This is a genomic window from Streptomyces sp. KMM 9044 (assembly GCF_024701375.2).
In the GTDB taxonomy this organism is placed as follows: Bacteria; Actinomycetota; Actinomycetes; order Streptomycetales; family Streptomycetaceae; genus Streptomyces.
This window is the reverse complement of the sequence record NZ_CP113910.1, coordinates 2,949,435-2,973,362: the sequence shown is the minus strand read 5'-3', so window position 1 is coordinate 2,973,362 and position 23,928 is coordinate 2,949,435. Positions and strand designations below refer to the sequence as shown.

At 67.3% G+C, this 23,928-nt stretch carries 17 protein-coding genes, 1 tRNA gene and 1 pseudogene; 17 read left to right on the top strand and 2 right to left on the bottom strand.

Annotation, left to right across the window (positions count from 1 at the left end; genetic code table 11):
• Window positions 1-91 precede the first annotated feature (91 nt).
• Window positions 92-1,318 (bottom strand): pyridoxal phosphate-dependent aminotransferase, encoded by a 1,227-nt coding sequence (locus HUV60_RS13205; protein ID WP_257851080.1) that lies wholly within the window; start codon window positions 1,316-1,318, stop codon window positions 92-94.
• A gap of 305 nt (window positions 1,319-1,623) precedes the next feature.
• Between HUV60_RS13205 and HUV60_RS13200 the strand changes: the two genes are divergently transcribed.
• From HUV60_RS13200 to HUV60_RS33910, 16 genes are all read left to right on the top strand, one after another.
• Window positions 1,624-1,696, top strand: a tRNA-Trp gene (locus HUV60_RS13200).
• A 109-nt stretch (window positions 1,697-1,805) separates the two neighbouring features.
• Window positions 1,806-2,090 (top strand): preprotein translocase subunit SecE, encoded by a 285-nt coding sequence (gene secE / locus HUV60_RS13195; RefSeq protein WP_257851081.1) that lies wholly within the window; start codon window positions 1,806-1,808, stop codon window positions 2,088-2,090.
• A gap of 80 nt (window positions 2,091-2,170) precedes the next feature.
• Window positions 2,171-3,016, top strand: coding sequence for a transcription termination/antitermination protein NusG (gene nusG / locus HUV60_RS13190; protein ID WP_257851083.1), 846 nt, complete (start codon window positions 2,171-2,173; stop codon window positions 3,014-3,016).
• Window positions 3,017-3,205: 189 nt separating this feature from the next.
• Window positions 3,206-3,640 (top strand): 50S ribosomal protein L11, encoded by a 435-nt coding sequence (gene rplK / locus HUV60_RS13185; protein WP_024883170.1) that lies wholly within the window; start codon window positions 3,206-3,208, stop codon window positions 3,638-3,640.
• Window positions 3,641-3,724: 84 nt separating this feature from the next.
• The gene (gene rplA / locus HUV60_RS13180; RefSeq protein ID WP_257851085.1) at window positions 3,725-4,450 is read left to right on the top strand and encodes a 50S ribosomal protein L1; all 726 of its coding nucleotides are present in this window, start codon (window positions 3,725-3,727) and stop codon (window positions 4,448-4,450) included.
• Between the two features lie 384 nt (window positions 4,451-4,834).
• Window positions 4,835-5,596: a hypothetical protein gene (locus HUV60_RS13175; RefSeq protein WP_331461987.1), complete on the top strand. Its 762-nt coding sequence runs from the start codon at window positions 4,835-4,837 to the stop codon at window positions 5,594-5,596.
• Window positions 5,597-5,943: 347 nt separating this feature from the next.
• Window positions 5,944-6,474: a 50S ribosomal protein L10 gene (gene rplJ, locus HUV60_RS13170; RefSeq protein ID WP_257851086.1), complete on the top strand. Its 531-nt coding sequence runs from the start codon at window positions 5,944-5,946 to the stop codon at window positions 6,472-6,474.
• 115 nt (window positions 6,475-6,589) lie between these two features.
• A complete protein-coding gene (gene rplL, locus HUV60_RS13165) occupies window positions 6,590-6,973 on the top strand; it encodes a 50S ribosomal protein L7/L12 (protein WP_257851087.1) in 384 nt (127 codons plus the stop codon).
• A 644-nt stretch (window positions 6,974-7,617) separates the two neighbouring features.
• Window positions 7,618-11,103, top strand: a complete 3,486-nt coding sequence (rpoB, locus tag HUV60_RS13160) for a DNA-directed RNA polymerase subunit beta (RefSeq protein WP_257851088.1) — start codon at window positions 7,618-7,620, stop codon at window positions 11,101-11,103.
• A 111-nt stretch (window positions 11,104-11,214) separates the two neighbouring features.
• A complete protein-coding gene (locus tag HUV60_RS13155; protein ID WP_257851089.1) occupies window positions 11,215-15,129 on the top strand; it encodes a DNA-directed RNA polymerase subunit beta' in 3,915 nt (1,304 codons plus the stop codon).
• A gap of 271 nt (window positions 15,130-15,400) precedes the next feature.
• Window positions 15,401-15,874 carry a DUF1707 and DUF4190 domain-containing protein gene (locus HUV60_RS13150; RefSeq protein WP_257851090.1) on the top strand — a complete coding sequence of 158 codons (474 nt, stop codon included), beginning with the start codon at window positions 15,401-15,403 and terminating at the stop codon, window positions 15,872-15,874.
• Window positions 15,875-16,215: 341 nt separating this feature from the next.
• A complete protein-coding gene (gene rpsL / locus HUV60_RS13145) occupies window positions 16,216-16,587 on the top strand; it encodes a 30S ribosomal protein S12 (RefSeq protein ID WP_003948652.1) in 372 nt (123 codons plus the stop codon).
• A 2-nt stretch (window positions 16,588-16,589) separates the two neighbouring features.
• The gene (rpsG, locus tag HUV60_RS13140) at window positions 16,590-17,060 is read left to right on the top strand and encodes a 30S ribosomal protein S7 (RefSeq protein WP_003974303.1); all 471 of its coding nucleotides are present in this window, start codon (window positions 16,590-16,592) and stop codon (window positions 17,058-17,060) included.
• A 39-nt stretch (window positions 17,061-17,099) separates the two neighbouring features.
• Window positions 17,100-19,226, top strand: coding sequence for an elongation factor G (gene fusA, locus HUV60_RS13135; RefSeq protein ID WP_257851091.1), 2,127 nt, complete (start codon window positions 17,100-17,102; stop codon window positions 19,224-19,226).
• 154 nt (window positions 19,227-19,380) lie between these two features.
• On the top strand, window positions 19,381-20,574 hold the full coding sequence (tuf, locus tag HUV60_RS13130) for an elongation factor Tu (RefSeq protein WP_042165064.1): 1,194 nt from the start codon (window positions 19,381-19,383) through the stop codon (window positions 20,572-20,574).
• Window positions 20,575-20,938: 364 nt separating this feature from the next.
• Window positions 20,939-21,667, top strand: coding sequence for a hypothetical protein (locus HUV60_RS33910; RefSeq protein WP_443047284.1), 729 nt, complete (start codon window positions 20,939-20,941; stop codon window positions 21,665-21,667).
• A 33-nt stretch (window positions 21,668-21,700) separates the two neighbouring features.
• Here the strand turns inward: HUV60_RS33910 and HUV60_RS13120 are convergent.
• Window positions 21,701-22,002 (bottom strand): annotated as a pseudogene (locus HUV60_RS13120) (RNA polymerase subunit sigma-24); the annotation flags it as partial.
• A 455-nt stretch (window positions 22,003-22,457) separates the two neighbouring features.
• On the opposite strand from HUV60_RS13120, the gene gdhA reads away from it, so the two are divergent.
• Window positions 22,458-23,813 (top strand): NADP-specific glutamate dehydrogenase, encoded by a 1,356-nt coding sequence (gene gdhA, locus HUV60_RS13115; RefSeq protein WP_257851092.1) that lies wholly within the window; start codon window positions 22,458-22,460, stop codon window positions 23,811-23,813.
• Window positions 23,814-23,928 lie beyond the last annotated feature (115 nt).

Genomic DNA, 23,928 nt, shown 5'->3' with positions numbered 1-23,928 from the left:
GGGCTGTTTCCCTCAAGAGGGAAACAGCCCGTAAATCACTCGGACGAGTGATTTTCAGTCGATCCTGCCCACTCGCACGAGTGGGCAGGACTCAGTCCTGTGCCTCCGCCAGCAGCTTCTGGATCCGGCTCACACCCTCCACCAGGTCCTCGTCGCCCAGCGCGTAGGACAGCCGCAGGTATCCCGGAGTGCCGAAGGCCTCGCCGGGTACGACCGCGACCTCGACCTCCTCGAGGACGAGCGCGGCCAGCTCCACGGAGTTCTGCGGCCTCCGGCCCCGGATCTCCTTGCCGATCAGGGCCTTCACGGACGGGTAGGCGTAGAACGCGCCCTCGGGCTCGGGGCAGACCACGCCGTCGATCTCGTTGAGCATCCGCACGATGGTCCTGCGCCGGCGGTCGAAGGCCTCACGCATCGTGGCGACCGCGTCCAGGGAGCCGGAGACCGCGGCCAGCGCCGCCACCTGGGCGACGTTCGACACGTTCGACGTGGCGTGCGACTGCAGGTTGGTGGCGGCCTTCACGACGTCCTTCGGGCCGACGATCCATCCGACCCGCCAGCCGGTCATCGCGTACGTCTTCGCGACACCGTTGACCACGATGCACCTGTCCCGCAGCTCCGGCAGGACGGCGGGCAGCGAGGTGAAGGTGGCGTCGCCGTAGACCAGGTGCTCGTAGATCTCGTCGGTCAGCACCCACAGACCGTGCTCGACCGCCCAGCGGCCGATCGCCTCGGCGTCCTCGGCGCTGTAGACCGCGCCGGTCGGGTTCGAGGGGGAGACGAACAGGACGACCTTGGTCTTCTCCGTCCGTGCGGCCTCCAACTGTTCCACACTGACGCGGTAACCGGTCGTCTCGTCGGCGACGACCTCGACCGGGACACCGCCGGCCAGCCGGATCGACTCCGGGTACGTCGTCCAGTACGGGGCCGGGACGATGACCTCGTCTCCCGGGTCGAGGATCGCGGCGAAGGCCTGGTAGATGGCCTGCTTTCCGCCGTTGGTGACGAGGACCTGGGCGGGGTCCACCTCGTAGCCGGAGTCGCGCAGCGTCTTCGCGGCGATCGCGGCCTTCAGCTCGGGCAGCCCGCCGGCCGGCGTGTAGCGGTGGTACTTCGGGTTCCGGCACGCCTCGATCGCGGCGTCGACGATGTAGTCCGGAGTCGGGAAGTCGGGCTCACCGGCGCCGAAGCCGATCACCGGTCGTCCGGCGGCCTTGAGGGCCTTGGCCTTGGCGTCCACGGCGAGGGTGGCGGACTCGGAGATCGCACCGACCCGGGCGGAGACCCGGCGCTCGGTGGGAGGGGTTGCAGAGCTCATGGGGCCTATCGTTCCAGACCGGAAACCTGCCCGGCACGGGGGTTTCACGGACTGAACAGGTCCTGGCCAACCTCTGAACACCAGTCCGGATCCGCCCCGCCGGTCCGCCCCGCCGGTCCGCCCCGCCCCGGCCAGGACGGTCTTCGGCCAGGACGGTCTTCGGCCGGGAGACCGGTCACAGGCGCTTTCTGTTCGACGCCCGGCCCCGAAACACGTACACTCACACCTCGTTGGCCTTCTGCGGTCGCGCTCGCCGGGTGCACACCAAGCATCCGGGCGTATGCGGTACGTTGGGGTACACACAAAGGGTCGTAGCTCAATTGGTAGAGCACTGGTCTCCAAAACCAGCGGTTGGGGGTTCAAGTCCCTCCGGCCCTGCTACACACAACCTTAGCCAGGATGTGTACGCATGTACGTACAGCAATGCACCGCCGTGCGGCTCATACCGGGCGCGGCACGGCCATGACCCGGAATCAGGTGAGGACGAGTGACGGACGCCGTGGGCTCCATCGACATGCCTGATGCCGAGGACGAGGCGCCGGACTCCAAGAAGAACCGCAAGGGCGGCAAGCGGGCCAAGAAGGGCCCCCTGAAGCGCCTCGCGCTCTTCTACCGCCAGATCGTGGCGGAGCTTCGCAAGGTTGTCTGGCCCACCCGGAACCAGCTGACGTCGTACACAACCGCAGTGATCATCTTTGTGGTCGTCATGATCGGCCTGATCACTCTGATCGACTACGGGCTCGGCCACGTCGCCAAGTACGTCTTCGGCTGAGCCGCCTGCGAAGAGCGCCGAGGTACCCGGCGCTCCTTTCGCGTGTTCCACCCCTATGTATCCAGGAAGAAGCAGCCACCGTGTCTGACCCGAACGTGAACGACGCCATCGAGCCGGTCGAGTCCGTCGAGGACGAGCTCGACACCGTCGGGGGCGCGGACAGCGAGGCCTCCAAGGCCTCCGCCGAGGTCGAGGCTGCCGACGCCGCCGCAGACGAGTCCGAGACGGCGGCCGATCCGGCCCCCGAGGCCGCGGACTCCGCCGGGACCGACTCCGCCGAGCACGAGGCCGAAGAAGCCCAGGACGACCGCGACCCGGTCGAGAAGTTCCGTGAGGAACTGCGGACGCTGCCCGGCGAGTGGTATGTCATCCACACGTACGCGGGGTACGAGAACCGGGTGAAGACCAACCTGGAGCAGCGTGCCGTCTCGCTGAACGTCGAGGACTTCATCTTCCAGGCCGAGGTGCCGCAGGAAGAGGTCGTCCAGATCAAGAACGGCGACCGCAAGACGATCAAGCAGAACAAGCTCCCTGGTTACGTCCTGGTCCGCATGGACCTGACGAACGAGTCCTGGGGCGTCGTCCGCAACACTCCCGGTGTCACCGGCTTCGTGGGCAACGCCTACGACCCGTACCCGCTGACCCTGGACGAGATCGTGAAGATGCTCGCCCCGGAGGCCGAGGAGAAGGCCGCCCGCGAGGCCGCCGAGGCCGAGGGCAAGCCGGTTCCGCAGCGCAAGGTCGAGGTCCAGGTGCTGGACTTCGAGGTCGGCGACTCGGTCACCGTCACCGACGGCCCGTTCGCCACCCTCCAGGCGACCATCAACGAGATCAACCCCGACTCCAAGAAGGTCAAGGGCCTGGTGGAGATCTTCGGCCGCGAGACGCCGGTCGAGCTCTCCTTCGACCAGATCCAGAAGAACTGACCCGGTTCCGGGCGGCTCGAACATTCTGGACCGCAGCTTCCGGGCAGGTCAGGCGAACGCTCAGGCGTCTGCCTGGCCTGCCCGGTTTTTGGCCGCACATCCATACCCGCTATCGTGGTGCGGTATGCCTGTGTCCGGGTTGATTCCCGGTACGCGGGCAGGACCCGAATCGAAAGGACCCGGAGAGCCATGCCTCCCAAGAAGAAGAAGGTCACGGGGCTCATCAAGCTCCAGATCCAGGCCGGTGCCGCCAACCCGGCTCCGCCGGTCGGCCCCGCGCTCGGTCAGCACGGCGTCAACATCATGGAGTTCTGCAAGGCCTACAACGCCGCGACCGAGTCGCAGCGTGGCTGGGTCATCCCGGTGGAGATCACGGTCTACGAGGACCGTTCCTTCACCTTCATCACCAAGACCCCGCCGGCCGCGAAGATGATCCTCAAGGCCGCGGGTGTGGAGAAGGGCTCCGGCGAGCCGCACAAGACCAAGGTCGCGAAGATCACCGCCGACCAGGTCCGTGAGATCGCCACGACCAAGATGCCCGACCTCAACGCCAACGACCTGGACGCCGCGTCGAAGATCATCGCCGGCACCGCCCGTTCCATGGGCATCACGGTCGAGGGCTGACCTCCACCCCCGTAAGCCAAGCAGAAGTGTGGAAGGGCCCGCTCGGCCCGGACCACGACTCCTAAGAACCCACAGGAGCTATACGTGAGCAAGCGCAGCAAGTCTCTCCGCGCTGCGGACGCCAAGATCGACCGGGAGAAGCTGTACGCCCCGCTCGAGGCCGTCCGTCTCGCCAAGGAGACCTCCACCTCGAAGTTCGACGGCACCGTCGAGGTCGCCTTCCGCCTGGGCGTCGACCCGCGCAAGGCCGACCAGATGGTCCGTGGCACCGTGAACCTCCCGCACGGCACCGGCAAGACCGCCCGGGTCCTGGTCTTCGCGACCGGCGACCGTGCCGAGGCCGCGCGTGCCGCGGGCGCCGACATCGTCGGCGCCGACGAACTGATCGACGAGGTGTCGAAGGGCCGTCTGGACTTCGACGCCGTCGTCGCCACCCCGGACCTCATGGGCAAGGTCGGCCGCCTCGGCCGTGTGCTCGGTCCCCGTGGTCTCATGCCGAACCCCAAGACCGGCACCGTCACCCCGGACGTCACCAAGGCTGTCAACGACATCAAGGGTGGCAAGATCGAGTTCCGCGTCGACAAGCACTCGAACCTGCACTTCATCATCGGCAAGACGTCCTTCGACGACACCAGGCTGGTGGAGAACTACGGCGCCGCGCTGGAAGAGGTCCTCCGTCTGAAGCCGTCCGCCGCGAAGGGCCGGTACATCAGGAAGGCCGCGATCAGCACCACGATCGGCCCCGGCGTTCCGCTCGACCCGAACCGCACCCGCAACCTCCTCGTCGAAGAGGACCCGGCGGCGGTCTGAGCCCTCGGGCCGGCCCGACCGGTCCCCGCGCTCACCGAGCACCTCGTGAGTCCGTCCCCGCCCCTTGCAAGGCGCGGGGACGGACTTTTTTCGTACGTCTGTGTCAGCCGGGTGGGTTACGGTTCAACGGACTTCACAGACCGGGGCAAAGCGAAACAGGGGTGGGATTCACGGGCAGGTCGGCATGGAAGGCGCGGGTGTCCGCGTGGCGGCCGTGACGGTGGTCGCGGGTGTCTCGGGCTGTCAGGCCGGCGACGGGGGAGCGGAGGGGAAGGACGCGGAGCCAAGGTCCTGTCCCGGAGCGAGGCGACCGAGGTCCTGCAAGCCGCCTTCAGGAAGACGGCCGAGGCGAAGACGGCCGAGGCGAAGTCCGCCAAGGTCCGGATGACCATGTCGGTGCCCGCCGGAGCGCAGGGCATGGGGGACATGATGGGCCTCGGGGGCGACGGCACCATGGAGATGACCGGAGTCCAGGGCTGGGACCCGGCGGTCATGGATCTGACCATCAAGGGATCCGACCTCGGGGAGACCGGTCCCGGCGTGCCCTCCGAGATCCGCATGATCATGCTCGACAACGTCATGTACGCGGACATGGGCGCGGAGCAGGCCGCCGGGATGGACGGCAAGCGCTGGATGAAGCTGGACTTCCAGGCCATCGCCGAGGAGGCCGGAAGCGAGGAATTGCAGAAGCAGATGACCGGCAGCCTGGAGAGCATGAACCAGGACCCGGCCCAGCAGCTGGCCCTGCTGCTCGAGTCGCCGAACCTGCAGCACGTCGGCCCGCAGAAGGCGGACGGCGTCCCGGCGCAGCGCTACGAGGGCACACTGGCCTTCGAGGAGATCATCGAGGGCAACGAGTCCTTCGACTTCCTCTCCGAGGAGGAGCGCGAGGAGCTCGTCGCCAACGCCGAGAAGTCGGGTGTGAAGGGTTACGACACCGAGGTCTGGGTCAACGAGGACGACTACCCGGTCAAGATGCTCCTCGGCGTGGAGTCGGACGAGGGCACGGTCGAGATCACGACGCACTACTCCGACTACGGGGCCCGGGCCGAGGTCGAGGTGCCGCCGGCCAAGGACACGGTCGATCTCTTCGGGATGCTGCAGGGTCTCGAGGAAGGGCTCGCGGACGCAGGGGCCGGCGTCTGAGCGCGTCGTGACCGTCCCGAGGACCCGGCCGTCCTGACGGCCCGTCCCGGACGTTGTGCCGGGAACGGATTTGCCTCGCGGCGATCCGTTCCCGTACTCTCCATGAGAAGCCAAAGACCGCTGGTCGTTGCCGTGCACTTGCAAGAGGGTGCGGTGGCCGAAGGATCCGCTGAACTGCGGGCGACCCGCGCAGGTGACAGTGGAAGAGTTCCCGGGATTCGCGGCCGCGAGGATGCGAGACAACCGGTTGAGCCCAGCCCCGTGCGCCTGCGCCGGGGCGTTTCGTTTTCCCCAGTCCTCCTTCGGGTCCGCGCGGTCCGAATCACCCGGAAGGAGGCCGAGGCTCTATGGCGAGGCCCGACAAGGCTGCCGCGGTTGCCGAGCTGACGGACCAGTTCCGCAACTCGAGCGCCGCCGTGCTGACCGAGTACCGCGGTCTCACCGTGGCGCAGCTCAAGCAGCTGCGCCGTTCGCTCGGTGAGAACGCCCAGTACGCCGTGGTGAAGAACACGCTGACCAAGATTGCGGCCAACGAGGCCGGGATCACGACGCTGGACGACCTGTTCAACGGTCCGACGGCAATCGCCTTCGTCGCCGGTGACCCGGTGGAGTCGGCGAAGGGTCTTCGTGACTTCGCCAAGGACAACCCGAACCTCGTCATCAAGGGCGGTGTCCTTGACGGCAAGGCGCTGTCCGCCGACGAGATCAAGAAGCTCGCGGACCTCGAGTCCCGTGAGGTTCTGCTCTCCAAGCTGGCGGGTGTCTTCAAGGGTAAGCAGTCCCAGACTGCTCAGCTCTTCCAGGCGCTTCCGTCGAAGCTCGTCCGCACCGTGGACGCGCTTCGCGCCAAGCAGGACGAGCAGGGCGGTGCCGAGTAATTCGGCTCGCTTTCCGGCCCTCGCCGACATGAGGCAAGGGTCATAGCGGGCCCGACGTACGCCCGCCTCACCCAGTACACCCGGCACCTGCCGATTTAGTGGAAGGACCGCCATCATGGCGAAGCTCACCCAGGACGAGCTGCTGGCCCAGTTCGAGGGCATGACCCTCATCGAGCTCTCCGAGTTCGTGAAGGCCTTCGAGGAGAAGTTCGACGTCACCGCCGCCGCCGCGGTCGCCGTGGCCGGTCCGGCCGGTCCGGCCGCCGCCGTCGAGGCCGAGGCCGAGCAGGACGAGTTCGACGTCGTCCTCACCGGCGCCGGCGATAAGAAGATCCAGGTCATCAAGGTCGTGCGCGAGCTGACCTCCCTCGGCCTGAAGGAGGCCAAGGACCTGGTCGACGGTGCGCCGAAGCCCGTCGTCGAGAAGGTCAACAAGGAAGCCGCGGAGAAGGCCAAGGAGGCCCTCGAGGGCGCCGGTGCCTCCGTCGAGGTCAAGTAGGACCCTCCGGTCCGACAGGACCTCCGCGGTCCGGCAGCGCCGGATCCGCACCGCGTCCAGCAGGGCGTGTAACGCGTAAGCGCCGAGGAGCGATCATCCATCCGGGTGGTCGCTCCTCGGTGTCTCCGGGTCGGGTGGAGGCTGCCTCGAACCCGGGACGGCGGGGGGTAGGGTGATCTTCGTTGTGGCCCCGCGCGGGCCGTGAGGGGTCGCCTGTCGGAAGGCGGTTCGGGCAAGGGGGCCTTGACGAACCGCACGTGGCGCGCAATTCTCAGGACGCGTCGTCACAAGAATCCGAATCCGAGGCATGGATCGGTGGCGAAGAGGGCAGTATCACGGTGCGTTGAGGGCAGAACCGTGCCGCAGCAGTCGCAACAGTCGGTCGCAGGAGTTGAGAGCAACGAGGGCCTTCGAGGGTCTCGAAAACCCGCACTGGACATCAGTGTGCCAAGTGGCTACACTGTCCCTTTGCGCTGCCTGTTAGCTGTCCCCTGCCCGTCACCAGGGGCATGCCCTCACTTGAGCATTGACGATCAGACCTTTCAGACCTGGCCTTTTCCGCCGGGAAGTGAAGTGTCTGTCGTTGTGTCCCGTGGGGGGCCGGTACGCGCGTAGTGAGTCCGAGCCCTCGGAAGGACCCCCTCTTGGCCGCCTCGCGCAATGCCTCGACCTCGAATACGAACAACGCTGCCAGCACCGCCCCGCTGCGCATCTCCTTTGCAAAGATCAGGGAGCCCCTCGAGGTTCCGAACCTTCTCGCGCTGCAAACCGAGAGCTTCGACTGGCTGCTCGGCAACGAGGCCTGGAAGGCTCGCGTCGAGGCCGCTCTGGAGAACGGTCAGGACGTCCCCACCAAGTCCGGCCTGGAGGAGATCTTCGAGGAGATCTCCCCGATCGAGGACTTCTCCGGGTCGATGTCGCTGACCTTCCGCGACCACCGCTTCGAACCTCCGAAGAACAGCATCGACGAGTGCAAGGACCGCGACTTCACGTATGCGGCGCCGCTCTTCGTCACCGCCGAGTTCACCAACAACGAGACCGGCGAGATCAAGTCCCAGACGGTCTTCATGGGTGACTTCCCGCTCATGACGAACAAGGGCACCTTCGTCATCAACGGCACCGAGCGTGTCGTGGTGTCGCAGTTGGTCCGTTCGCCGGGTGTCTACTTCGACTCCAGCATCGACAAGACGTCCGACAAGGACATCTTCTCCGCCAAGATCATCCCGTCCCGGGGTGCCTGGCTGGAGATGGAGATCGACAAGCGCGACATGGTCGGCGTCCGCGTCGACCGCAAGCGCAAGCAGTCCGTCACCGTCCTGCTCAAGGCGCTCGGCTGGACCACCGAGCAGATCCTCGAGGAGTTCGGCGAGTACGAGTCCATGCGCGCCACCCTGGAGAAGGACCACACCCAGGGTCAGGACGACGCGCTGCTCGACATCTACCGCAAGCTGCGTCCGGGCGAGCCCCCCACCCGTGAGGCCGCGCAGACGCTGCTCGAGAACCTCTACTTCAACCCGAAGCGCTACGACCTCGCCAAGGTCGGCCGTTACAAGGTCAACAAGAAGCTGGGTGCCGACGCGCCGCTCGACGCGGGCGTGCTGACCGTCGAGGACGTCATCTCGACGATCAAATACCTGGTGAAGCTGCACGCCGGCGAGGTCGAGACCGTCGGTGACAGCGGTCAGAACATCGTCGTCGAGACGGACGACATCGACCACTTCGGCAACCGCCGTCTGCGCAGCGTCGGCGAGCTCATCCAGAACCAGGTCCGTACGGGTCTGGCCCGGATGGAGCGCGTCGTGCGTGAGCGCATGACGACGCAGGACGTCGAGGCGATCACGCCGCAGACCCTGATCAACATCCGGCCGGTCGTCGCCTCCATCAAGGAGTTCTTCGGCACCAGCCAGCTGTCCCAGTTCATGGACCAGAACAACCCGCTGTCCGGGCTGACGCACAAGCGTCGTCTGTCCGCGCTCGGCCCGGGTGGTCTCTCCCGTGAGCGGGCCGGCTTCGAGGTCCGTGACGTGCACCCCTCGCACTACGGCCGCATGTGCCCGATCGAGACCCCTGAAGGCCCGAACATCGGTCTGATCGGCTCGCTCGCCTCCTACGGCCGGGTCAACGCGTTCGGCTTCGTCGAGACCCCTTACCGCAAGGTGGTCGACGGCCAGGTCACCGACGACGTCGACTACCTGACCGCCGACGAGGAGGACCGCTTCGTCATCGCGCAGGCCAACGCGCCGCTCAACGACGACCTGCGGTTCGCCGAGGCCCGCGTGCTGGTCCGCCGCAAGGGCGGCGAGGTCGACTACGTCAGCCCCGACGAGGTCGACTACATGGACGTCTCGCCGCGCCAGATGGTGTCGGTCGCGACCGCCATGATCCCCTTCCTCGAGCACGACGACGCCAACCGTGCCCTCATGGGCGCGAACATGATGCGTCAGGCCGTGCCGCTGATCCGCTCCGAGTCCCCGCTCGTCGGCACCGGCATGGAGTACCGCTCCGCCGCCGACGCCGGTGACGTGGTCAAGGCCGAGAAGGCGGGTGTGGTCCAGGAGGTCTCCGCGGACTACATCACCACGACCAACGACGACGGCACGTACATCACGTACCGCCTGGCCAAGTTCGCCCGCTCCAACCAGGGCACCTCGGTCAACCAGAAGGTCATCGTCAACGAGGGCGACCGCGTCATCGAGGGCCAGGTCCTCGCCGACGGTCCGGCCACCGAGAACGGCGAGATGGCGCTCGGCAAGAACCTGCTGGTCGCGTTCATGCCGTGGGAGGGCCACAACTACGAGGACGCGATCATCCTGTCGCAGCGCCTCGTCCAGGACGACGTCCTCTCCTCGATCCACATCGAGGAGCACGAGGTCGACGCCCGTGACACCAAGCTCGGCCCCGAGGAGATCACCCGGGACATCCCGAACGTCTCCGAGGAGGTCCTCGCCGACCTCGACGAGCGCGGCATCATCCGCATCGGTGCCGAGGTCGTCGCCGGTGACATCCTCGTCGGCAAGGTCACGCCCAAGGGCGAGACCGAGCTGACCCCGGAGGAGCGCCTGCTGCGCGCGATCTTCGGCGAGAAGGCCCGCGAGGTCCGTGACACCTCCCTGAAGGTGCCGCACGGCGAGATCGGTAAGATCATCGGCGTGCGCGTCTTCGACCGCGAGGAGGGCGACGAGCTTCCCCCCGGTGTGAACCAGCTGGTGCGCGTCTACGTCGCGCAGAAGCGCAAGATCACCGACGGTGACAAGCTCGCCGGCCGGCACGGCAACAAGGGCGTCATCTCGAAGATCCTGCCGATCGAGGACATGCCGTTCCTGGAGGACGGCACCCCGGTCGACATCATCCTCAACCCCCTCGGTGTGCCGTCCCGGATGAACCCGGGACAGGTCCTGGAGATCCACCTCGGCTGGCTCGCCAGCCGCGGCTGGGACGTCTCCGGCCTCGCCGAGGAATGGGCCGAGCGCCTGCAGGTGATCGGCGCCGACAAGGTCGAACCCGGCACCAACGTCGCCACCCCCGTCTTCGACGGTGCGCGCGAGGACGAGCTGGCCGGACTGCTGCAGCACACCATCCCGAACCGGGACGGCGAGCGCATGGTGCTCCCCTCCGGTAAGGCGAGGCTGTTCGACGGCCGCTCCGGCGAGCCGTTCCCGGAGCCGATCTCGGTCGGCTTCATGTACATCCTCAAGCTGCACCACCTGGTCGACGACAAGCTGCACGCCCGCTCGACCGGTCCGTACTCGATGATCACCCAGCAGCCGCTGGGTGGTAAGGCCCAGTTCGGTGGCCAGCGCTTCGGTGAGATGGAGGTGTGGGCGCTGGAGGCGTACGGCGCCGCTTACGCCCTCCAGGAGCTGCTGACCATCAAGTCCGACGACGTCACCGGCCGCGTGAAGGTCTACGAGGCCATCGTCAAGGGCGAGAACATCCCCGAGCCCGGCATCCCCGAGTCCTTCAAGGTGCTCATCAAGGAGATGCAGTCCCTGTGCCTCAACGTGGAGGTGCTGTCCTCGGACGGCATGTCCATCGAGATGCGCGACACCGACGAGGACGTCTTCCGCGCTGCGGAGGAGCTTGGCATCGACCTGTCCCGGCGCGAGCCGAGCAGCGTCGAAGAGGTCTGACGGGAGTTTTGGCCAGGAGGTTCGGTGATGAAGATCCCTGAACCTCCGGCCGGCCCCAGGACCCCCGTATCAGACCCCATGACTTACAACCCTGAGAGGGATTGACGCATAGTGCTCGACGTCAACTTCTTCGATGAGCTCCGGATCGGCCTGGCCACCGCGGACGACATCCGTCAGTGGAGCCACGGCGAGGTCAAGAAGCCCGAGACCATCAACTACCGCACCCTCAAGCCCGAGAAGGACGGACTCTTCTGCGAGAAGATCTTCGGTCCGACCCGGGACTGGGAGTGCTACTGCGGCAAGTACAAGCGTGTCCGCTTCAAGGGCATCATCTGCGAGCGCTGTGGCGTCGAGGTCACGCGCGCCAAGGTGCGCCGTGAGCGGATGGGCCACATCGAGCTCGCCGCCCCCGTCACGCACATCTGGTACTTCAAGGGCGTTCCGTCGCGCCTCGGCTACCTGCTCGACCTCGCCCCGAAGGACCTGGAGAAGGTCATCTACTTCGCGGCGTACATGATCACGTTCGTCGACGAGGAGCGCCGCACCCGCGACCTGCCCTCGCTGGAGGCGCACGTCTCCGTCGAGCGCCAGCAGGTGGAGAACCGTCGCGACGCCGACCTGGAGGCCCGGGCCAAGAAGCTCGAGACCGACCTGGCCGAGCTCGAGGCCGAGGGTGCCAAGGCCGACGTGCGCCGCAAGGTGCGCGAGGGCGCCGAGCGTGAGATGAAGCAGCTGCGCGACCGTGCGCAGCGCGAGATCGACCGTCTCGACGAGGTGTGGAACCGGTTCAAGAACCTCAAGGTCCAGGACCTGGAGGGCGACGAACTGCTCTACCGCGAGCTGCGGGACCGCTTCGGCACGTACTTCGACGGTTCGATGGGTGCCGCGGCGCTGCAGAAGCGCCTGGAGTCCTTCGACCTCGAGGAGGAGGCCGAGCGTCTCCGCGAGATCATCCGTACCGGCAAGGGCCAGAAGAAGACCCGTGCGCTCAAGCGCCTCAAGGTCGTCTCCGCGTTCCTGCAGACCAGCAACAGCCCCAAGGGCATGGTGCTGGACTGCGTGCCGGTCATCCCGCCGGACCTGCGTCCGATGGTGCAGCTGGACGGTGGCCGCTTCGCGACCTCCGACCTGAACGACCTGTACCGCCGCGTCATCAACCGCAACAACCGCCTGAAGCGGCTTCTCGACCTCGGCGCGCCCGAGATCATCGTGAACAACGAGAAGCGCATGCTCCAGGAGGCCGTGGACGCGCTCTTCGACAACGGCCGTCGTGGCCGTCCGGTGACGGGCCCCGGCAACCGTCCGCTGAAGTCGCTGTCCGACATGCTCAAGGGCAAGCAGGGCCGCTTCCGTCAGAACCTGCTCGGCAAGCGCGTGGACTACTCGGCGCGTTCCGTGATCGTCGTCGGTCCGCAGCTGAAGCTGCACCAGTGCGGTCTGCCGAAGGCGATGGCGCTGGAGCTCTTCAAGCCGTTCGTGATGAAGCGCCTGGTCGACCTGAACCACGCGCAGAACATCAAGAGCGCCAAGCGCATGGTCGAGCGTGGCCGCACGGTCGTGTACGACGTGCTCGAAGAGGTCATCGCGGAGCACCCGGTTCTGCTGAACCGTGCGCCCACGCTGCACCGCCTCGGCATCCAGGCGTTCGAGCCGCAGCTGGTCGAGGGCAAGGCCATCCAGATCCACCCGCTCGTCTGCACCGCGTTCAACGCGGACTTCGACGGTGACCAGATGGCCGTGCACCTGCCGCTGTCCGCGGAGGCGCAGGCCGAGGCCCGCATCCTGATGCTGTCCTCGAACAACATCCTCAAGCCCGCCGACGGCCGTCCGGTGACGATGCCGACCCAGGACATGGTCCTCGGTCTGTTCTTCCTCACCACCGACGGCGAGATGCGCGACCTCAAGGGCGAGGAGCGTTCCTTCGCCTCGGTCGCCGAGGCGATCATGGCCTTCGACGCGGGCGAGCTGTCGCTCCAGTCGCGGATCGACGTCCGCTTCCCGGTCGGCACCATTCCGCCGCGTGGCTGGATGCCGCCGGTGCGGGAGGAAGGCGACGACGGCGCCGGGGAGAGGGCGTGGCAGCAGGGTGACAGCTTCCGGCTGAACACCACGCTGGGCCGCGCGCTCTTCAACGAGCTGCTGCCCGAGGACTACCCGTTCGTCGACTACGAGGTCGGCAAGAAGCAGCTCTCCGAGATCGTCAACGACCTCGCCGAGCGCTACCCGAAGGTCATCGTGGCGGCGACGCTCGACAACCTGAAGGCGGCCGGCTTCCACTGGGCGACCCGTTCCGGCGTCACCGTGGCCATCTCCGACGTCGTCGTTCCCGAGGCGAAGAAGGAGATCGTCCGCGGGTACGAGGCGCAGGACGAAAAGGTCCAGAAGCAGTACGAGCGCGGTCTGATCACCAAGGACGAGCGCACGCAGGAGCTCATCGCGATCTGGACCAAGGCGACCAACGAGGTTGCCGAGGCGATGAACGACAACTTCCCGAAGACCAACCCGATCTTCATGATGGTGAACTCGGGTGCACGAGGCAACATGATGCAGATGCGTCAGATCGCCGGTATGCGCGGTCTGGTGTCGAACGCGAAGAACGAGACGATCCCGCGGCCCATCAAGGCGTCGTTCCGTGAGGGTCTGTCCGTGCTGGAGTACTTCATCTCCACGCACGGTGCCCGTAAGGGTCTGGCGGACACCGCTCTGCGTACCGCCGACTCGGGTTACCTCACCCGTCGTCTGGTCGACGTCTCGCAGGACGTCATCATCCGCGAGGAGGACTGCGGCACCGAGCGCGGTCTGAAGCTGCGGATCGCCCAGCGCGATGCCGACGGCACCCTGCGCAAGACGGACGACGTCGAGACCAGCGTCTACGCCCGCATGCTCGCCGAGGACGTCGTCATCGACGGCAAGGTGATCGCGCCGGCCAACGTGGACCTCGGTGACGTGCTCATCGACCAGCTGGTGCACCACGGCGTCGAGGAGGTCAAGACCCGTTCGATCCTGACCTGCGAGTCCGCCGTCGGCACCTGCGCCATGTGCTACGGCCGTTCGCTGGCGACCGGCAAGCTGGTCGACATCGGTGAGGCGGTCGGCATCATCGCCGCCCAGTCCATCGGTGAGCCCGGTACCCAGCTGACGATGCGTACCTTCCACACCGGTGGTGTGGCCGGTGACGACATCACGCAGGGTCTGCCGCGTGTCGTCGAGCTCTTCGAGGCCCGTACCCCGAAGGGTGTCGCCCCGATCTCCGAGGCCGCCGGCCGCATCCGGATCGAGGAGACCGAGAAGACGAAGAAGATCGTCGTCACCCCGGACGACGGCAGCGACGAGACGGCGTTCCCGATCTCGAAGCGTTCCCGTCTGCTGGTCGGCGAGGGTGATCACGTCGAGGTGGGCCAGAAGCTCACCGTGGGTGCCACCAACCCGCACGACGTGCTGCGCATCCTGGGTCAGCGGGCCGTCCAGGTCCACCTGGTCGGCGAGGTCCAGAAGGTCTACAACTCGCAGGGCGTGTCGATCCACGACAAGCACATCGAGATCATCATCCGGCAGATGCTCCGCCGTGTGACGATCATCGAGTCCGGCGACGCCGAGCTGCTGCCCGGTGAGCTGGTCGAGCGGTCGAAGTTCGAGACCGAGAACCGTCGTGTGGTGCAGGAGGGCGGTCACCCCGCTTCCGGCCGTCCGCAGCTGATGGGTATCACCAAGGCCTCGCTGGCGACCGAGTCGTGGCTGTCGGCGGCGTCCTTCCAGGAGACGACCAGGGTCCTCACGGACGCGGCGATCAACGCCAAGTCCGACTCCCTGATCGGCCTCAAGGAGAACGTCATCATCGGTAAGCTCATCCCGGCCGGTACGGGTCTGTCCCGCTACCGCAACATCCGGGTCGAGCCGACCGAGGAGGCCAAGGCCGCGATGTACTCGGCCGTCGGCTACGACGACATCGACTACTCGCCGTTCGGTACGGGCTCCGGCCAGGCCGTTCCGCTGGAGGACTACGACTACGGTCCGTACAACCAGTAAGCGGGTCGCTCGACGTACCGCAGGGCGGTCACTTCCGTTTCGTACGGGGGTGGCCGCCCCGCGGCGTTCTCGTGACCTGTACCGGTTTTGTGACGCGCGGCGGTGCCGGACGGCTTTGCGGGGGCGCATCATGGATGACACGTGCAGTCGGGGGAGGTATCGGGTGTCGCAGTCGCCGTATCCGCCGTGGCAGCCCTGGCAGGGGCGAGGCGTTCCGCAGCCGTGGAGCGGACCGGGTGGACCGGTCGGACCGCCGCAGGGCGGGCCCCCGATGCTGGCCTCGCACGCCGACCGGGAGCGCACGGTGGACGTGCTGCGGGCCGGGTACGCCGAGGGCCGACTGGACCAGCAGGAGCTCGAGCGCCGGGTGGCGCGGGCCTGCCAGATGCGTACGGTGGCGGATCTGACGCTGCTGGTGGCCGACCTGCCGCAGGGGCCCGTACCGCAGACCGCCGCGATGCAGCACGCCGTTCCCGTCATGCCGCCGGCGACGTTCCTGGCCCGGCCGCCCAAGACCAACGAGAAGGCGGTCGGGGCCATGGTGTGCGGGGTGCTGTGCCTGGCGACGGGTGGCCTGACCGGTATTCCGGCCGTGATCCTCGGGCACGTGGCCCGTACGGAGATCCGGCGGACGGGGGAGAGCGGTGATGGATACGCGATGACCGGGCTGGTGCTCGGCTGGCTGTCCACGGCCAGCTGGGCTCTGCTGGTCATGCTGATGGTTCTGTTCAGCGCGTCCGGCTGACGTCCGGCCGGCCGGTGGGCGGTGTCCGGAAGGGCCGGAGAGCGTCCATTCGAAGATCGTTGGCCATGTCCGGGCTTCACTTGCTTCGCGCGGCGGTGGGGTGAAGGCCCATTTGTTTTGACCGCAGCCGATGCTATAGGTACGCTCAGACCTTGTGCCTGGGGTGTGCCCTGGTCTCCGTGCGTGCCATCACCCGCATCGGAGGCTGTGAACGGCCGCCGTGATCATGCGTCTCTTTCTGCCTGGCGGTGGGAGTCCGCGGGATTCGACACACCCGACCGCGTGGGTCGGAGATGTTCCAGGTTAGCTTCACCATTCGGCACACAGAAACCGGAGAAGTAGTGCCTACGATCCAGCAGCTGGTCCGGAAGGGCCGGCAGGACAAGGTCGAGAAGAACAAGACGCCCGCGCTCGAGGGTTCGCCCCAGCGTCGCGGCGTCTGCACGCGTGTGTTCACGACCACCCCGAAGAAGCCGAACTCGGCCCTGCGTAAGGTCGCGCGTGTGCGTCTGACCAGCGGGATCGAGGTCACCGCCTACATTCCGGGTGAGGGACACAACCTGCAGGAGCACTCCATCGTGCTCGTGCGCGGCGGCCGTGTGAAGGACCTGCCGGGTGTTCGCTACAAGATCATCCGCGGTTCGCTCGACACCCAGGGTGTCAAGAACCGCAAGCAGGCCCGCAGCCGCTACGGCGCCAAGAAGGAGAAGTAAGAATGCCTCGTAAGGGCCCCGCCCCGAAGCGCCCGGTCATCATCGACCCGGTCTACGGTTCTCCTCTTGTCACGTCGCTCATCAACAAGGTGCTGCTGAACGGCAAGCGCTCCACCGCCGAGCGCATCGTCTACGGCGCCATGGAGGGCCTTCGTGAGAAGACGGGCAACGACCCGGTCATCACGCTGAAGCGCGCTCTCGAGAACATCAAGCCGACCCTCGAGGTCAAGTCCCGCCGTGTCGGTGGCGCCACCTACCAGGTGCCGATCGAGGTCAAGCCCGGCCGAGCCAACACCCTGGCGCTGCGCTGGCTGGTGGGTTACTCCCGCGCCCGTCGCGAGAAGACCATGACCGAGCGTCTGCTCAACGAACTCCTCGACGCCAGCAACGGCCTCGGTGCCGCGGTGAAGAAGCGCGAGGACACGCACAAGATGGCCGAGTCCAACAAGGCCTTCGCGCACTACCGCTGGTAGTCGCTACCCACATCGAGACCGAGAGAAGACTGAAGCCTTATGGCTACCACTTCACTTGACCTGGCCAAGGTCCGCAACATCGGGATCATGGCCCACATCGACGCGGGCAAGACGACCACCACCGAGCGGATCCTGTTCTACACCGGCGTCTCGTACAAGATCGGTGAGGTCCACGACGGCGCTGCCACGATGGACTGGATGGAGCAGGAGCAGGAGCGTGGCATCACGATCACGTCTGCTGCGACCACCTGTCACTGGCCGCTCGAGGACGACGACTACACGATCAACATCATCGACACCCCGGGGCACGTCGACTTCACCGTCGAGGTGGAGCGTTCCCTGCGTGTGCTCGACGGTGCCGTGACCGTGTTCGACGGCGTCGCCGGTGTCGAGCCGCAGTCCGAGACGGTGTGGCGTCAGGCCGACCGTTACGGCGTGCCGCGTATCTGCTTCGTCAACAAGCTCGACCGTACCGGCGCGGAGTTCCACCGCTGCGTCGACATGATCAAGGACCGCCTGGGCGCGCAGCCGCTGGTCATGCAGCTGCCGATCGGCGCCGAGGCCGACTTCAAGGGCGTCGTGGACCTGGTCCGCATGAAGGCGCTCGTGTGGTCCGCCGACGCGGCCAAGGGCGAGATGTACGACACCGTCGACATCCCGGCCACGCACACCGAGGCCGCCGAGGAGTGGCGCGGCAAGCTGGTCGAGGCCGTCGCGGAGAACGACGAAGAGATCATGGAGCTGTACCTGGAGGGCCAGGAGCCCACCGAGGAGCAGCTGTACGCCGCGATCCGTCGCATCACCATCGCCTCCGGAAAGTCCGAGGACACCACGGTCACCCCGGTGTTCTGCGGTACCGCGTTCAAGAACAAGGGCGTCCAGCCCCTGCTCGACGCGGTCGTGCGCTACCTCCCGACCCCGCTCGACGTCGAGGCCATCGAGGGCCACGACGTCAAGGACCCCGAGGTCGTGGTCAAGCGCAAGCCGTCCGAGGACGAGCCGCTCGCGGCCCTCGCCTTCAAGATCATGAGCGACCCGCACCTCGGCAAGCTCACCTTCGTCCGGGTGTACTCGGGCCGCCTGGAGTCCGGCACCGCCGTGCTGAACTCCGTCAAGGGCAAGAAGGAGCGCATCGGCAAGATCTACCGCATGCACGCGAACAAGCGTGAGGAGATCGCGTCGGTGGGCGCCGGTGACATCGTCGCCGTCATGGGCCTGAAGCAGACCACCACCGGTGAGACGCTGTCCGACGACAAGAGCCCGGTGATCCTGGAGTCCATGGACTTCCCGGCGCCGGTCATCCAGGTCGCCATCGAGCCCAAGTCGAAGGGTGACCAGGAGAAGCTGGGCGTCGCGATCCAGCGCCTGGCCGAGGAGGACCCGTCCTTCCAGGTTCACTCGGACGAGGAGACGGGCCAGACCATCATCGGTGGTATGGGCGAGCTGCACCTCGAGGTGCTGGTCGACCGCATGCGCCGTGAGTTCAAGGTCGAGGCCAACGTCGGCAAGCCGCAGGTCGCCTACCGTGAGACGATCCGCAAGACCGTCGAGCGCGTGGACTACACCCACAAGAAGCAGACCGGTGGTACCGGCCAGTTCGCCAAGGTGCAGATCGCGATCGAGCCCATCGAGGGCGGCGACATCTCGTACGAGTTCGTGAACAAGGTGACCGGTGGCCGCATCCCGAAGGAGTACATTCCTTCGGTGGACGCCGGCGCGCAGGAGGCCATGCAGTTCGGCATCCTCGCCGGCTACGAGATGACGGGCGTGCGCGTCACGCTCATCGACGGTGGCTACCACGAGGTGGACTCCTCCGAGCTCGCGTTCAAGATCGCCGGTTCGCAGGCGTTCAAGGAAGCCGCGCGCAAGGCTTCGCCCGTGCTTCTCGAGCCGATGATGGCCGTCGAGGTCACCACGCCCGAGGACTACATGGGTGAGGTCATCGGCGACATCAACTCCCGCCGTGGCCAGATCCAGGCCATGGAGGAGCGGGCCGGTGCTCGCGTCGTGAAGGGCCTTGTGCCCCTTTCGGAGATGTTCGGCTACGTCGGGGACCTCCGCAGCAAGACGTCGGGTCGCGCAAGCTACTCGATGCAGTTCGACTCCTACGCCGAGGTTCCGCGGAACGTCGCCGAGGAGATCATCGCGAAGGCCAAGGGCGAGTAACGGACACCGTTCGCACGCTTTAGGCTTGACCCCGGAGCCTGCTTGGGGCATTCCGCCGGAACTCGGCGGAATGCCCCCGGCCCCGGGCTTTCCAGCAAAGATCACCTGGCGCCGATGAGTAAGGCGTACAGAACCACTCCACAGGAGGACCCCAGTGGCGAAGGCGAAGTTCGAGCGGACTAAGCCGCACGTCAACATCGGCACCATCGGTCACATCGACCACGGTAAGACGACCCTCACGGCCGCCATTACCAAGGTGCTGCATGACGCGTACCCGGACCTGAACGAGGCCTCGGCCTTCGACCAGATCGACAAGGCTCCCGAGGAGCGCCAGCGCGGTATCACCATCTCCATCGCGCACGTCGAGTACCAGACCGAGACGCGGCACTACGCCCACGTCGACTGCCCCGGTCACGCGGACTACATCAAGAACATGATCACGGGTGCGGCGCAGATGGACGGCGCCATCCTCGTGGTCGCCGCGACCGACGGCCCGATGCCGCAGACCAAGGAGCACGTGCTCCTGGCCCGCCAGGTCGGCGTGCCGTACATCGTCGTCGCGCTGAACAAGGCCGACATGGTGGACGACGAGGAGATCCTGGAGCTCGTCGAGCTCGAGGTCCGCGAGCTGCTCTCCGAGTACGAGTTCCCGGGCGACGACCTGCCGGTCGTCAAGGTCTCGGCCCTCAAGGCCCTTGAGGGCGACAAGGAGTGGGGCCAGACCGTCCTCGACCTGATGAAGGCCGTCGACGAGAACATCCCGCAGCCCGAGCGTGACGTCGACAAGCCGTTCCTGATGCCGATCGAGGACGTCTTCACGATCACCGGTCGTGGCACCGTTGTCACCGGCCGTATCGAGCGCGGCATCCTCAAGGTCAACGAGACCGTTGACATCGTGGGCATCAAGCAGGAGAAGACCACCACCACGGTCACCGGCATCGAGATGTTCCGCAAGCTGCTCGACGAGGGTCAGGCCGGTGAGAACGTCGGTCTGCTGCTCCGCGGCATCAAGCGTGAGGACGTCGAGCGCGGCCAGGTCATCATCAAGCCCGGTTCGGTCACCCCGCACACCGAGTTCGAGGCCCAGGCCTACATCCTGTCGAAGGACGAGGGTGGCCGTCACACCCCCTTCTTCAACAACTACCGTCCGCAGTTCTACTTCCGTACGACGGACGTGACCGGCGTCGTGACCCTTCCCGAGGGCACCGAGATGGTCATGCCGGGTGACAACACCGAGATGAAGGTGGAGCTCATCCAGCCCATCGCCATGGAAGAGGGCCTGAAGTTCGCCATCCGTGAGGGTGGCCGGACCGTGGGCGCCGGCCAGGTCACCAAGATCAACAAGTAAGCTCCGGCTGCTCGCTGATCCGACCGGGTCGCTCCACCGCGAGCACCTGAGAGGGCCCGCACGACTTCGGTCGTGCGGGCCCTTTCGCGGTGCCGGGAGCCGGTGACCGGTGGTGTCAGTCTCCGCGTCCTGCCTGTCACTCGATCGCGGGAAGGGTTGGCGTATGCGGCCCACGGAGTGGGGTGCGGCTCTCGCTTCGGATCGTGGTCAGCTCATCTCATGAGGCCCTGCACCGGATCTTCCAGGAGGACCCGGGTCTCTTCGCCCGTACCGTCAGAGGGCTCGGCGTGTCCTTTCCGCCGCCTGTTCCCGTCTCCCCGCTGCCCACCAACCTCACGGACAAAACCGTCCGGTGGAGCGGCGGGTGGACACGCTGCTGAGGATGGACACCGAGGACGGCGAATTCGTCCCGGTGATCGAGTCCCAGGGCGAACGGGACCCCGGCAAGCCCGCGAGCTGGGCGTACTACCTCTCCCACCGGTGCGCCAAGTACGGCATTCCCCCGGTCCTCCTCGTCGTGTGCACGGACCGGTCCACCGCGGCCTGGGCGTCCCGGCAGGTCGACATCGGCCCGCCTCAGTGGCCCGCACTCACCCTGCGCCCTCTGGTCCTGGGGCCGGACAGCCTGCCGGTGATCGCCAGCCCCGACGAGACGGAAGCGTCCGGGGGCCGCCGCCGTGCCGGCCGGCAGGAGCAGCCGGCCGCCCGCCTGTCCCGCAATGCCGGTCCGGGGAGGGGCGAGGAGGGGGAACGCCAGCCAGCCGGTCGGCAGGGTCCATGCGGACCGTGCCCCGCACACCGTCGCCCCGAGCGCGGCCAGACCGGTCTGGCCTGCGCCGTCCCGGACGACGAAGCCGACGGGGGCGAGCTCCCGCGGTGGGCGCCCATCCCGCTCACGGGGGTGCCGAGCAGCTCCGGTTCGCCCCAGGCGGGGCGCGTCACGGTGGTCAGGGCCCGGATCGGGGTGGTCTTTCCCGCCCCGTCCGAGGAGGCCGTGGGTGCCGATGCCCAGCGAGAATCGAGCCCGTCGACGGCCATCGCCCTCCGCCCGGCCCGGACCTTCGGGCCGGTGGTCCGGATCTCCCCGGCGTAGGTCTTCGGGGTGGATGCCGGACGCGCTCGTCGAGGGTGCCAGGCGCCGTAACGCGCCCCCTACGTCACCGCCGGCACTCGCGGCGAGCGCCTCCTCCTCCGAGGCGGGCACCGTCGCCGGCCCGGCGGCGACCAGCGGTTCGGCGTGGTGCGCCCGGCGCCGGAAGGCGCCGATGGGGCGACGTGCGGCGATCGTCCGCAGCCACCCGACGGCCGTGCCTCCGGCGCGCTGCCGGCGAACGCGCCGGCAGCGCGCCACACCGCCAGGTACGTCTCCCGCAGGACCTCGGCGACGATCTGCTCGTCCGCGCATCGTCGGCGCAGCCGGACCGCCAGCCACGGCGGCGTGCGCTGCTACAGCTCCTCGAACGCCCCGCGGTCGCCCCTGGCCACCAGCCGGAGGAGTTGTTCCCCGTCCAGCTCGTGCAGTGCTCTCCTGCGTGATCTCACACCTGCCAGACGCCGTGTCCGTCACACGGGTTCTCCGGAACGTGTGACGCGGAGCGTGCTTCCGGGCGGGAGGGCCGTCCGCGGCCGGGGACCGGAGGCGAATCCCGCGAGAGCCCGAAAGGAGTGTCGACGCGAATCGGGGCGGTAGGGTTGTTTATGGCCTCCGGTCTCACATGGTGGCGTACGAACCGTGGGCTGCTGGTCACCGTGTTGACGTAAGCGTCACACTGAAGTGTCCTGCGCGCGGCAATGACGCCGAGCGTCACCTCTCACCGAACCGGACCAGACCGGATGTACCGGCTGCCGGGCTTCCGGTGGCAGCCGTGCCAGAAAGGGCTCCCGTGACGACGCGACCCGCCCACACCTCGCTCGACCACCTCCGCGCCGAACTCGTGCGCCGCAATCCGGCCGAACCCGAGTTCCACCAGGCCGCACGCGAGGTGCTGGACAGCCTCGGGCCGGCGCTCGCGGCGCGTTCCGAGTACCGGGACCCCGGACTCGTCGAGCGGTTGATCGAGCCGGAGCGGCAGATCATCTTCCGGGTGCCGTGGCAGGACGACCAGGGCCGGGTGCACGTCAACCGCGGCTTCCGGATCGAATACAACAGCGCCCTCGGCCCGTACAAGGGCGGTCTGCGTTTCCACCCCTCCGTGAACCTGGGGATCATCAAGTTCCTCGGCTTCGAGCAGGTCTTCAAGAACGCGCTGACCGGGCTCGGTATCGGCGGCGGCAAGGGGGGCAGCGACTTCGACCCGCAGGGCCGCAGCGACACGGAGGTCATGCGCTTCTGCCAGTCCTTCATGACGGAGCTGTACCGGCACATCGGCGAGTACACCGACGTACCGGCGGGCGACATCGGCGTCGGCGCGCGCGAGATCGGCTACCTGTTCGGCCAGTACCGGCGGATCACCAACCGCTGGGAGGGCGGCGTCCTGACCGGCAAGCGCGCCGGCTGGGGCGGCTCGCTGATCCGGCCGGAGGCGACCGGGTACGGCAACGTGCTGTTCGCCGAGGCGATGCTGCGCGAGCGCGGCGAGGACCTCGAGGGCCAGACCGCGGTCGTCTCCGGCTCCGGAAACGTCGCGCTCCACACCGTCCAGAAGCTGATCGCCCTCGGCGCCAACCCGGTGACCTGCTCCGACTCCAGCGGTTACGTCGTCGACGAGAAGGGCATCGACCTGGAGCTGCTCAGCCAGATCAAGGAGGTCGAGCGCGGCCGGGTGAGCACGTACGCCGAGCGGCGCGGCTCCTCCGCGCGGTTCGTGCCCGGCGGGCGGGTCTGGGAGGTCCCCGCCGACATCGCCCTGCCGTCGGCGACGCAGAACGAGCTGAACGAGGACTCGGCCGCCACGCTCGTCCGCAACGGTGTGAAGGCCGTCTCGGAGGGTGCGAACATGCCCACGACACCGGAGGCGGTGCAGCTTCTCCAGCAGGCCGGAGTCGCCTTCGGACCCGGCAAGGCGGCGAACGCGGGCGGGGTCGCGGTCAGCGCGCTGGAGATGACGCAGAACGCGTCGCGTACGACGTGGAAGGCCGACCAGGTCGAGAACGAGCTGGCCCGCATCATGACCGACATCCACCGCACCTGCGCCGAGACCGCCGAGCGCTACGGCGCCCCCGGCGACTACGTCACGGGTGCGAACATCGCCGGCTTCGAGCGGGTCGCGGACGCGGTTCTGGCGCAGGGCGTCATCTGACGGTGCGGGTCCCGGTCCGGGCGGGGGAGGGCAGAGGGCCTTCCCCCGCCCGGACCGGGGGACTGACCCACATGGCCCTGGTACCCGCACGACCCGGCCGTGGAGACTCGGACCC